Origin of the sequence: Streptomyces sp. TS71-3 (genome assembly GCF_018327685.1) — a bacterium.
Lineage (GTDB): Bacteria > Actinomycetota > Actinomycetes > Streptomycetales > Streptomycetaceae > Streptomyces.
This window is the reverse complement of record NZ_BNEL01000001.1, coordinates 4,716,831-4,728,831: the sequence shown is the minus strand read 5'-3', so window position 1 is coordinate 4,728,831 and position 12,001 is coordinate 4,716,831. Positions and strand designations below refer to the sequence as shown.

At 71.5% G+C, this 12,001-nt stretch carries 10 protein-coding genes; 8 read left to right on the top strand and 2 right to left on the bottom strand.

Going from position 1 to position 12,001, the window contains the following annotated elements; all coding sequences use genetic code 11:
* Positions 1–110: 110 nt before the first annotated feature.
* Both Sm713_RS19105 and Sm713_RS19100 read left to right on the top strand, forming a co-directional pair.
* Positions 111–854 carry an ABC transporter permease gene (locus tag Sm713_RS19105; protein WP_212912116.1) on the top strand — a complete coding sequence of 248 codons (744 nt, stop codon included), beginning with the start codon at positions 111–113 and terminating at the stop codon, positions 852–854.
* Between the two features lie 84 nt (positions 855–938).
* Complete coding sequence (locus Sm713_RS19100) at positions 939–1,943, top strand: heme A synthase (protein ID WP_212910798.1); 1,005 nt, start codon at positions 939–941, stop codon at positions 1,941–1,943.
* Positions 1,944–2,328: 385 nt separating this feature from the next.
* Here the strand turns inward: Sm713_RS19100 and Sm713_RS19095 are convergent, their stop codons facing one another.
* Positions 2,329–2,745, bottom strand: a complete 417-nt coding sequence (locus Sm713_RS19095) for a hypothetical protein (protein ID WP_249416383.1) — start codon at positions 2,743–2,745, stop codon at positions 2,329–2,331.
* A 79-nt stretch (positions 2,746–2,824) separates the two neighbouring features.
* Complete coding sequence (locus Sm713_RS19090) at positions 2,825–3,799, bottom strand: heme o synthase (RefSeq protein ID WP_374196007.1); 975 nt, start codon at positions 3,797–3,799, stop codon at positions 2,825–2,827.
* Positions 3,800–4,230: 431 nt separating this feature from the next.
* On the opposite strand from Sm713_RS19090, the gene tkt reads away from it, so the two are divergent.
* From tkt to Sm713_RS19060, 6 genes are all read left to right on the top strand, one after another.
* Entirely contained in the window at positions 4,231–6,318 is a 2,088-nt protein-coding gene (gene tkt / locus Sm713_RS19085) for a transketolase (RefSeq protein ID WP_212910796.1), read from the top strand.
* Positions 6,319–6,372: 54 nt separating this feature from the next.
* Entirely contained in the window at positions 6,373–7,494 is a 1,122-nt protein-coding gene (tal, locus tag Sm713_RS19080; RefSeq protein ID WP_212910795.1) for a transaldolase, read from the top strand.
* A gap of 5 nt (positions 7,495–7,499) precedes the next feature.
* Positions 7,500–9,047: a glucose-6-phosphate dehydrogenase gene (zwf, locus tag Sm713_RS19075; protein ID WP_249416382.1), complete on the top strand. Its 1,548-nt coding sequence runs from the start codon at positions 7,500–7,502 to the stop codon at positions 9,045–9,047.
* On the top strand, positions 9,044–10,123 hold the full coding sequence (opcA, locus tag Sm713_RS19070) for a glucose-6-phosphate dehydrogenase assembly protein OpcA (RefSeq protein ID WP_212910794.1): 1,080 nt from the start codon (positions 9,044–9,046) through the stop codon (positions 10,121–10,123). The genes zwf and opcA overlap by 4 nt, the downstream gene beginning before the upstream one ends.
* Positions 10,120–10,905, top strand: a complete 786-nt coding sequence (gene pgl, locus Sm713_RS19065) for a 6-phosphogluconolactonase (protein WP_212910793.1) — start codon at positions 10,120–10,122, stop codon at positions 10,903–10,905. Before opcA ends, pgl begins: the two co-directional genes overlap by 4 nt.
* 548 nt (positions 10,906–11,453) lie before the next feature.
* Positions 11,454–11,936: a hypothetical protein gene (locus Sm713_RS19060; protein ID WP_212910792.1), complete on the top strand. Its 483-nt coding sequence runs from the start codon at positions 11,454–11,456 to the stop codon at positions 11,934–11,936.
* Positions 11,937–12,001 lie beyond the last annotated feature (65 nt).

Sequence of the window (12,001 nt, the reverse complement as noted above, 5' to 3'; positions counted from 1 at the left end):
GGGTACGGAACGCCGTCGGGCCGGGGGTCCGGGGGCCGTCCCCCGGGAGAGCACGGCCTGGGACTCACGGGCAAGGAGCTGCGCGGGTGAGTGCCGGTACGTACACGCCGATGCCCGGGGCGGCGCCGCTGCACCGGATGATCGTCTCGCAGGCGGTGCTGGAGACGAAGATGCTGCTCCGCAACGGCGAGCAGCTCCTGCTGACCGTGGTGATCCCGACCCTGCTGCTGGTGCTCTTCAGCTCCGTGGACATCGTGGACACCGGAGCGGCCAGCCCGGTGGACTTCCTCGCGCCCGGCATCCTCGCCCTCGCGGTGCTGTCCACGGCGTTCACCGGCCAGGCGATCGCCACCGGCTACGAACGGCGGTACGGCGTGCTGAAGCGGCTGGGCACCTCGCCCCTGCCCCGCTGGGGCCTGATGACGGCGAAGACGCTGTCGGTGCTGGTCACCGAGGTGCTCCAGGTCGTGCTGCTCACGCTCATCGCGCTCACCCTGGGCTGGTCGCCGCACGGCGGGGTGGCGGCCGTCGTCCTGCTGCTGGTGCTGGGCACCGCGGCCTGCTCGGGGCTCGGCCTGCTGATGGCGGGCACGCTCAAGGCGGAGGCCACGCTGGCCGCGGCCAACCTGGTCTTCCTGCTCCTGCTGGCCGGCGGCGGCGTGCTCGTGCCGCTGGACCGGTTCCCGGACGCGGCGCAGGCGGTGCTCGGCCTGCTGCCGCTGTCGGCCCTCTCGGACGGCCTGCGGGACGTGCTCCAGCACGGTGCCTCGATGCCCTGGGGCGACCTCGGGATCCTCGGGGTGTGGGCCGTACTGGGGCTGGGAGCGGCGGCGGCGCTCTTCCGCTGGGAGTGACCGGGGCCCACTGGGAGTAACCGAGCGCGGCCGGCGCCGCGGAACCGGGCCCTCGTGAAGGCGTGCACAAGCGACCGGCCTACGATGGTGCCCGTGCCGAAAGTGACCCGAGACGACGCACTTCGCGCCGTGCGCAATCCGCTCGCCCTCATCGCCGACCGGTGGACCCCGTCCACCAGGACCGTGCAGCGGGTCGCCCTCGCCGCCCTCGTCATGGCGGTGGTCATCGTGTGCACCGGCGGAGCGGTACGGCTGACGGGCTCCGGCCTCGGCTGCCCGACCTGGCCCGAGTGCACCGACGGATCGCTGACCACCACGCGCGCGATGGGCATCCACGGCGCGATCGAGTTCGGCAACCGGATGCTCACCTACGTGCTGTGCGCCGCCGTCGGCTGGGCGATCATCGCCGCGCGCGCGGCCAAGCCCCGGCGGCGGAGCCTGACCCGGCTGGGCTGGGCGCAGTTCTGGCTGGTCATGGGCAACGCCGTGCTCGGCGGATTCGTCGTCCTGGTGGGCCTCAACCCGTACACGGTCGCCTGCCACTTCCTGCTCACCTCGGCCCTGATCGCGGTGGCCGCGCTGATGTGGCAGCGCACCCGCGAGGGCGACGCCCCGCCGCGTCCGCTGGTCGGCAAGGCCGTGGCCCAGCTCGTGAAGGTCCTCGTGGCGGCCACGGTGCTGCTGATCGCGATGGGCACGGTGGTGACCGGGGCGGGGCCGCACGCCGGGGACTCCAGCGACGTGTACCGGATGCCGATCAGCTGGGAGGCCGTCAGCAAGGTGCACGCCGTCCTGGCGTGGGTCGTGGTGACGCTGACCTTCGCGCTGTGGTTCGTCCTCAAGGCGGTCGACGCGCCCGTGGGGCCGCTGCACCGCACCCGTGAGCTGTTCCTGGTGCTGCTCGCCCAGGGCGTCATCGGTTACACGCAGTACTTCCTGGACCTGCCCGAGGCGCTGGTGGGACTGCACATGCTGGGCTCCGCACTGGTGTGGATCGCGGTGCTGCGCGTCCTGTTCTCGCTCCGCGAGCGCCCCGCCGTGGTGGCCGCGGTGCCGGCGCAGCAGGATGTGCGGTTGTCGGCGGTGTGAGGGCCGCTCTGCGAGCGGTTCGGACCGCTTCAGGGGGTGCCCTGAACAAGGGAGTGCCCCTACAGGGGCGCGGGGAACTGCGCGAGCAACCCCCGCCGACAGGGTGGTCCGTCGACGACAGAAACTGCCCCTCCGGGACGGTGACGACCTGACGTCCCCCACTGCCTGAAGGGCGTGGGAGCTGCCCCCAGTCATGGCTGGTCGCGCCCACGCGGCGGAGCCGCACATCCACAGCCCCCCGCACCCCTGATCCGGGGCGTAGCCCCGCCTAGTAGGGGCGCGGGGCGCGAACAACCCACCGGCCGGTGGTCCGGACACGGCGGAAACCACCCCACCGAGCCGGTGACGACCCGACGGTCTCGCCGTGGCAGAGAGCCCCGCGCCCCTAGCGGGGCGCAGGCCCGCCCAGCTGGATCCCCGCCATCCGGGACCACTCGTACGGGCCGGTGGACACCCTGGCCGCCAACTCGCCGTCGAAGGCCTCGTGGACGGTGAGGTCGGACTTCTCCGCCGCCTGCCGCGCCAGCACCTCGCTCGGGGCCACCAGATCGCCCCAGCGGCCGTCGGCCCCCACCAGCACGACCCGAGCACCCTTGCGGCCCAGGTAGGCGATGTGGCCGTCCGCGCCGCCGTGCGCACGGGCGAAGGTACCGATCTCCCGGGCGAGCCGGGTCACCGTCCGGGCGTCCCGTGCGGCCCGCCGTCCCTCGGCGCTCCAGCGCCCGCCGTCCCGGCCGGTGGCGCCGCCGGCCGTACCGTCGTCGTCGGGACCGCCGCCGTCCACCTGCTCTGTGTCTGCCATGGGCAGGATGCTACCGGCGAGTTAACAAACGCACGATGGGCGGGATCACACCACCGCATCGGCCCGCCCCTGCGAGGCCTCAGCGCAGGAACGGGTCCACGGCCACCGCGACGAAGAGCAGCGAGACGTAGGTGATCGACCAGTGGAAGAGCCGCATCTCCTTGAGCTTCGCGCCCACCTGGCCCGCCTTCGCGCGGTTCAGCAGGCCGTGCGCCTCCCAGAGCCACAGGCCGCCGGTGACCAGCGCCACGGAGGTGTAGAACCAGCCCGTGTAGCCGAGCGGCGTCAGCGCGAGGGAGACGAGGACCATCACCCAGCTGTAGAGGACGATCTGCCGCGCGACGACCCGGTTGGAGGCGAGCACGGGGAGCATCGGCACGCCCACGCGCGCGTAGTCGTCCTTCACCCGCATCGACAGCGGCCAGTAGTGCGGCGGCGTCCAGAAGAACATCACCAGGAAGAGGATGACCGCGGCCCAGGAGAGCGAACCGGTCACCGAGGACCAGCCGATGAAGACGGGCATGCAGCCGGCGATGCCGCCCCAGACGATGTTCTGGGAGGTGCGCCGCTTGAGGATCATCGTGTAGACGACGACGTAGAAGAGCAGCGCGCCCAGGGCCAGCCACGCCGACAGCCAGTTGACGAGGAAGCCGAACCAGAGGGTGGACACGACCGCGAGCGCCAGGCCGAAGACCAGTCCCTCTCGGGGCGAGACCATGCCGGTGACGAGCGGGCGCTGTGCCGTGCGTGTCATCAGGGCGTCGATGTCGCGGTCGATGTACATATTGAGGGCGTTGGCACCGCCCGCGGAGAGGTACCCGCCGATGCACGTGGTGAGCACGAGCCAGAGGTCGGGCACGCCCTGCGCGGCGAGGAACATCACCGGCACCGTGGTGATCAGCAGAAGCTCGATGATCCGCGGCTTGGTCAGCGCCACGAAGGCCTTGAGCCTGGCCCCGAACGGCCGGTGGACCGGAGTCGGTCCCAGCTCCTCCGCACCCTTCACGGCATGGGAGGAGGTCCCATCCGGTGAACGGGATTCAACGGCCGTCACGCACACCCCTGACAGAGACATCCCAGCAAGCCTCTGGGCTTGTGATGTCCCGGTGAAGGCTCGCGCGTACCACGCCACTGTAGACGTTGCCCCTTGCGCGCCCTTCGCGGGGGTCCGTCGTGTTGACACGGCGACGACCACCGGCGATGCCGTCCGCGCCACACGGCCGGAACCGCCCCCGCACCCCGGACGGCACCGCCCGCGCAGCCGCCCGGGCACCCCGCCGCGGCTGCCTCCACGACTTCCGGCCCGGCTCCCCGCGAGCACGCGCCGCGCCGCGGGTCGAGGGGCACCTCACGGGCCGGTTGCGGCCGTTGCCGCCGCGCTCTGATGAGGCGAAATCCGGGCCCTGCCCCCGGGGTAGGCTCGACTGCGGCCGGCGCCCGTGAAGTGGGCCGGCACTCGACATGTGGAGAGGAGCCCTGACCAGGGTGAGCAGCAAGCCGACCACCACAGACCTCGAGTGGACCGAGGTGGACCAACGAGCCGTGGACACGGTCCGTGTCCTGGCCGCCGACGCCGTACAGAAGGTCGGCAACGGCCATCCTGGTACGGCCATGAGCCTGGCACCGGCCGCGTACACCCTTTTCCAGAAGGTGATGCGGCACGACCCGGCGGATCCCGGCTGGACCGGCCGTGACCGTTTCGTCCTGTCCGCGGGCCACTCTTCCCTGACCCTCTACATCCAGCTCTACCTGGCGGGGTTCGGGCTGGAACTGGACGACCTCAAGGCGTTCCGCACCTGGGGCTCGAAGACCCCGGGGCACCCCGAGTACGGGCACACGGCCGGGGTCGAGACGACCACGGGCCCGCTGGGCCAGGGTGTCGCCAACGCCGTGGGCATGGCGATGGCCGCGCGCTACGAGCGCGGTCTCTTCGACCCCGCGGCCCCGGCCGGGACCTCCCCCTTCGACCACCATGTCTTCGTCGTCGCCGGCGACGGCTGCCTCCAGGAGGGCATCTCCTCCGAGGCCTCCTCGCTCGCCGGCCACCAGAAGCTGGGCAATCTGATACTGCTCTGGGACGACAACCACATCTCCATCGAGGGCGACACCGAGGCCGCGGTCTCCGAGGACACCGTCAGGCGGTACGAGGCGTACGGGTGGCACGTCCAGCGTGTCGAGCCCAAGGAGAACGGCGACCTGGACCCGGAGGCCCTCTACGCCGCCCTCCAGGCGGCGAAGGCGGAGACCGAGCGTCCGTCGTTCATCGCGATGCGCTCGATCATCGCCTGGCCCGCGCCGAACGCCCAGAACACCGGCGCCGCGCACGGCTCCGCCCTCGGCGCCGACGAGGTCGCGGCCACCAAGCGCGTGCTGGGCTTCGACCCGGAGAAGTCGTTCGAGGTGCCCGACGAGGTCATCACGCACACCCGGGGCGCCCTCGACCGCGGCCGTGAGGCCAGGGCCGAGTGGGACAAGCAGCTCGCCGCATGGCGCACCGCGAACCCCGAGAACGCCGCGGAGTTCGACCGCATCTCCGCGGGCGAGCTGCCGGCCGGCTGGGAGACCCACCTTCCCGTCTTCGAGCCCGGCAGCTCGCTGGCGACCCGGGCCGCCTCCGGCAAGCTGCTCCAGGCGCTGGGCGGTGTCGTCCCCGAGCTGTGGGGCGGCTCGGCGGACCTCGCGGGGTCGAACAACACCACGTTCGACAAGAACTCCTCGTTCCTGCCCGAGGGCAACCCGCTGCCGAACGCCGATCCGTACGGCCGCACGATCCACTTCGGCATCCGCGAGCACGCGATGGCCGCGGCGATGAACGGCATCGCGCTGCACGGCAACACCCGTATCTACGGCGGCACCTTCCTGGTGTTCTCCGACTACATGCGCAACGCCGTGCGGCTCTCGGCGCTGATGCACCTGCCGGTGACGTACGTGTGGACGCACGACTCGATCGGCCTCGGCGAGGACGGCCCCACGCACCAGCCGGTGGAGCACCTGGCGGCGCTGCGCGCCATCCCCGGCCTCAACGTCGTCCGGCCCGCCGACGCCAACGAGACCGCGATCGCCTGGCGCGAGATCCTGCGCCGGTACACCAAGGTGTTCGGCAAGGGCGCCCCGCACGGCCTGGCGCTGACCCGCCAGGGCGTGCCGGTGTACGAGCCGAACGAGGACACGGTGCGCGGCGGCTACGTGCTGCTGGACGCCGACGGCGGCGCCCCCCAGGTGGTGCTGATCGCCACCGGTTCCGAGGTCCAGGTCGCCGTGGCGGCCCGCGAGGAGCTGCAGGCCGCGGGCGTGCCGACCCGGGTCGTCTCGATGCCCTGCGTCGAGTGGTTCGAGGAGCAGGACCAGGGGTACCGGGATCGGGTACTGCCCCCGTCGGTGAAGGCAAGGGTGGCCGTCGAGGCGGGCACCGCGTGGACGTGGTACCGCTACGTCGGCGACGCGGGCCGGATCGTCTCGCTGGAGCACTTCGGCGCCTCCGCGGACGCGAAGACGCTGTTCCGCGAGTACGGATTCACGGCCGAGGCGGTAGCCACCGCGGCACGGGAATCCCTTGCCGCCGCCCAGCGCTGACGCTGGTGTAACCCGAGATATCGAAGAAATCTCAGACCAGGAGATGCAGATTCCATGACAGACGCACTCAAGCGCCTCTCCGACGAAGGCGTGGCGATCTGGCTGGACGACCTGTCGCGCCAGCGCATCACGTCCGGCAACCTCGCCGAGCTGATCGACCAGCAGCATGTCGTGGGCGTCACCACGAACCCGACGATCTTCCAGAAGGCGATCTCCTCCGGTGACGGGTACGAGCAGCAGCTCGCCGACCTCGCCGTACGGCGGGTCACCGTCGAGGAGGCCGTCCGGATGATCACCACCGCGGACGTCCGGGACGCCGCGGACATCCTGCGGCCGGTCTTCGACGCCACCGGCGGTCAGGACGGCCGGGTGTCGATCGAGGTCGACCCGCGGCTCGCGCACAACACCCCCGCGACCATCGCCGAGGCCAAGCAGCTGGCCTGGCTGGTGGACCGGCCGAACACCTTCATCAAGATCCCGGCGACCGAGGCGGGCCTGCCGGCGATCACCGAGACCATCGGCCGCGGCATCAGCGTCAACGTCACGCTGATCTTCTCGCTGGACCGCTACCGCGCGGTGATGGACGCCTTCATGGCGGGCCTGGAGAAGGCGAACGCCGCCGGGCTCGACCTGTCCAAGATCCGCTCCGTGGCGTCGTTCTTCGTGTCCCGCGTGGACACCGAGGTCGACAAGCGCCTGGAGAAGCTCGGCACCGACGACGCCAAGGCGCTGCGCGGCAAGGCCGCCGTCGCCAACGCCCGGCTGGCCTACCAGGCCTACGAGGAGGCCTTCGGCTCGGACCGCTGGTCCGTCCTGGAGCGGGTCGGCGCCAACCGCCAGCGTCCGCTGTGGGCCTCCACCGGCGTGAAGAACCCGGACTACCCGGACACGCTGTACGTGGCCGGACTGATCGCGCCCGGCACGGTGAACACCATGCCGGAGCCCACCCTGGACGCCGTCGCGCACCACGGCGACGACATCAACGGCAACGCCGTGGCCGGCTCCTACGAGCAGGCCCGGGCGGACCTCGACGCCATCGAGAATCTGGGCATCTCGTACGACGACGTGGTCAAGGTCCTGGAGGACGAGGGCGTCGAGAAGTTCGCCGCGTCCTGGACCGACCTCCTCAAGTCCACGGAGGCGGAGCTGAAGCGCCTCACCCCCGCGGAGGGCTGAGCACGGTGTCCAGCGCTACCGACACCCAGGTCACCGGGGCGAACCCGCTCCGTGACCCTGCCGACCGGCGGCTCCCGCGCATCGCGGGGCCGTCCGGCCTGGTGATCTTCGGGGTCACGGGCGACCTGTCCCGCAAGAAGCTGATGCCGGCCGTGTACGACCTCGCCAACCGCGGCCTGCTGCCCCCGGGCTTCTCCCTGGTGGGCTTCGCGCGCCGCGAGTGGCAGCACGAGGACTTCGCCCAGGAGGTCCACGACGCGGTCAAGGAGCACTCCCGCACGCCGTTCCGCGAGGAGGTCTGGCAGCAGCTCAGCCAGGGCATGCGCTTCGTCCAGGGCACGTTCGACGACGACGCCGCCTTCGAGCAGCTGCGCGACACCATCAAGGAGCTCGACGAGGCCCAGGGCACCGGCGGCAACTTCGCCTTCTACCTCTCGGTCCCGCCGAAGTTCTTCCCCAAGGTCGTGCAGCAGCTGAAGAAGCACGGCCTCGCCGACCAGGCGGACGGATCGTGGCGGCGGGCCGTCATCGAGAAGCCCTTCGGGCACGACCTGACCTCGGCGCAGGACCTGAACGCCATCGTGCACGAGGTCTTCGCGCCCGACCAGGTCTTCCGCATCGACCACTACCTCGGCAAGGAGACCGTCCAGAACATCCTGGCGCTCCGCTTCGCCAACACGCTCTTCGAGCCGATCTGGAACCGCAGCTACGTCGACCACGTGCAGATCACCATGGCCGAGGACATCGGCATCGGTGGCCGCGCCGGTTACTACGACGGGATCGGCGCCGCACGCGACGTCATCCAGAACCACCTGCTCCAGCTGCTGGCGCTGACCGCCATGGAGGAGCCCGCCTCCTTCGACGCGCAGGCGCTGGCCGCCGAGAAGACCAAGGTCCTCGGCGCCGTGCGGCTCCCCAAGGAGCTCGGCAAGGACACGGTGCTGGCGCAGTACGCGGCCGGCTGGCAGGGCGGCGAGAAGGTGATCGGCTACCTGCAGGAGGAGGGCATCGACCCGCACTCCAGCACCGACACCTACGCCGCGGTCAAGCTGGCCATCGACAACCGCCGCTGGGCGGGCGTGCCGTTCTACCTGCGCACCGGCAAGCGCCTGGGCCGGCGCGTCACCGAGATCGCGGTGGTCTTCCAGCGCGCCCCGCACTCCCCCTTCGACCACACCGCGACGGAGGAGCTGACCCAGAACGCCCTGGTCATCCGGGTGCAGCCGGACGAGGGCGTGACGATGAGGTTCGGCTCGAAGGTGCCGGGCACCTCGATGGAGGTGCGGGACGTGTCGATGGACTTCGCCTACGGCGAGTCCTTCACCGAGTCCAGCCCCGAGGCGTACGAGCGGCTCATCCTGGACGTCCTGCTCGGCGACGCCAACCTCTTCCCGCGCACCGAGGAGGTCGAGCTCTCCTGGAGGATCCTCGACCCGGTCGAGCGGTACTGGGCGAAGAACGGCAAGCCGCCGCAGTATCCCGCGGGCACCTGGGGACCCGTCGAGGCGGACGAAATGCTCGAACGAGACGGACGGAGCTGGCGTCGGCCATGAACATCGACCTGACGAACACCACGGCCAGCGACATCAACAAAGCCCTGGTGCGGGGCCGCCGCGCGATCGGCAGTCCGGCCGTCGGCATGGTGCTCACCCTGGTCATCGTCACCGACGAGGAGAACGCCTACGACTCGCTGAAGGCGGCGAGCGAGGCGTCCCATGAGCACCCGTCCCGCACGCTCGTCGTCGTCAAGCGCGTCTCCCGCTCGCCCCGTGACCGCACGAACTCCCGCCTGGACGCGGAGGTCCGGGTGGGCGCGGACGCGGGCACCGGCGAGACGGTCGTGCTGCGGCTGTACGGCGAGGTGGTCAACCACGCCCAGTCGGTGGTGCTGCCGCTGCTGCTGCCGGACGCCCCCGTGGTCGTCTGGTGGCCGGTGAACGCCCCGCTCGACCCCGCGAAGGACCCGCTCGGCGCGCTGGCCCAGCGCAGGGTCACGGACACCTACGCCGCCGAGGCTCCGCTGGAGGAGCTGGGCGCCAGGGCCGAGGCCTACACCCCGGGCGACACGGACCTGGCGTGGACCCGCATCACGCCCTGGCGCTCGATGCTGGCCGCCGCCCTCGACCAGGTCACGTGCCGGGTCACCAGCGCGGAGGTGGACGGCGAGGAGTTCAACCCGAGCGTGGAGCTGCTGGCGATGTGGCTGGCGGACCGCCTGGACGTGCCGGTGCGGCGGGCGCTGTCCACGGGGCCCGGGCTGACCGGTGTCCGGATGGAGACCACCAGCGGCCCCATCGTCCTGCACCGCGCCAACGGCTCGCTGGCGAGCCTGTCCATCCAGGGCCAGCCGGACCGCGCGGTGGCGCTCCAGCGGCGTGAGACGTCGGAGCTGATCGCGGAGGAGCTGCGCAGGCTCGACCCCGACGACATCTACGCGTCCGCGCTGCGGTACGGCGTGGACCGGCTCACCGAGCCCGAGGACGCCTCTGAGGGCGGCAACCCCGGTAGGCGGGCGTCGGCGTCCTCGGAGGGCTCCTCGGAGCCCGTGGCGCGGGCGGAGGAGCCGGCCAAGGGTCCGGCGAAGAAGACCTCGGCCAAGGCCGAGGCCAAGAAGGCGCCGGCCAAGTGAGCACGGCACCGCAGCTCGTCGTCCACCGTGACAAGGAGCTGATGGCCCAGGCCGCGGCGGCCCGGCTCATCACCAGGATCGTGGACGCCCAGTCCGCCCGCGGCACGGCCTCGGTCGTGCTCACGGGCGGGCGCAACGGCAACGGCCTGCTGGCCGCGCTCGCCGCCGCGCCCGCCCGGGACGCGGTGGACTGGGCCCGCCTCGACCTGTGGTGGGGCGACGAGCGGTTCCTGCCGGAGGGCGACCCGGAGCGCAACGTCACGCAGGCCCGCCAGGCCCTGCTCGACTCGGTGCCGCTGGACCCGGCGCGGGTGCACGCGATGCCGGTCTCGGACGGCCCGTACGGCAAGGACGCCGACGCGGCGGCCGCGGCCTACGCCGAGGAGCTGGCCGCCGCGGCCGGCCCCGAGGACCACGGCCCGGTGCCCGGTTTCGACGTGCTGATGCTGGGCGTCGGTCCCGACACGCATGTGGCGTCGCTGTTCCCCGAGCTTCCCGCGGTCCGCGAGACGGAGCGCACGGTGGTCGGCGTGCACGGCGCGCCCAAGCCCCCGCCCACCCGTATCTCCCTGACCCTCCCCGCGATCCGCGCGGCCCGTGAGGTCTGGCTGCTGGCGGCGGGCGAGGACAAGGCACGGGCGGCGGAGATCGCGCTGTCCGGGGCGGGCGAGGTGCAGGCGCCCGCCGCGGGCGCGTACGGCAGGTCGCGCACGCTGTGGCTGCTGGACCGGGCGGCTGCGGGCCGGCTGCCGCGGAGCCTGTATCCGCCGGCATCCGCGTGAGGCGGTGAAGGACAGCTTCGGCCGCGAGCGCTGAGGGGCGGTGGCGCGCGGCGCCACCGCCCCTCAGCCGTGCGCTGCACAACTCCGGCGTCGCAAAAGCAGTTTCAGCGGCCACACCCGCGGAGAATTCACAGAGATCACCGCTGACGTCAATTGGCGCGCGAACGCGGTCCCGATGGCACGCGAACGCGACCCCGATAAACAAGGTCGGTGTGATACTCCGGCCGCCTTGCCGCCCGCTCGGCCCGCCAGGTCGGCGTGGTGTCCGGCTGCTCCCGGGTCGCGAGGGGCACCTCTTCGACGGATAACGAGCAGGTCGGAGGGGTGGAAGGGACGGAAGTGACGGACGGCGGCTGACCCGGAATCACATAGACAAGCGACGCGGCATAAGGGTTGTGCGGGAGAAGGAAGTATTTCCAAGTCGCAGCATTCACCATGAATTTGTGGCAGAGTGGCGGCGGTTTTCGCTGTTCCGGCGTGATAGTTTTTCAATCAGCCACCGAAAAGGGGCTGATCGCTTTGGTAAACGGGGTACGGAGACACACTTCATGTTCAGGAACCGCATAATCCGCCGGACCGCACTCACGGTCGGCATCACGGCCGCCGCGCTGCCGCTCGCCGTCGCCACGCCCGCGCTGGCCGCCGGCGCCGGCGCGCACCAGGCGCCGACCAGCGTGGCCGCGGCCCACACCGCGACGGTGGGCGCCGTGCAGCGCGTCGACACGTTCTACAACGCGTACATCGACGCCGTACGCAGCGAGGACTTCACGACGGCCGACAAGCTGGTCGCCGAGTACCTCTCCAGCAGGGCGCAGGCGGACGTCGAGAGCTGGCAGGAGGCCAACCACGCGAACGGCATCCTGCACGCGCAGAACGTGCCCGACAGCGCCACGGCCGTCTACGAGGAGACCGCCGCCGGCACCGTCTACCTCCACGTCGACCTGCAGTGGGGCAGCGGCACCAGCACGGTCGAGGTGCGCTACAGCAACGTCGAGGGCGTCATCACCGGCATCTCCGACCCGGTGAGCTGACGCACCGGCGGCACCTCGCACGCGGCGTCCGCCGCACGTCACGACGGCCCGGAGCGGCGATGCGC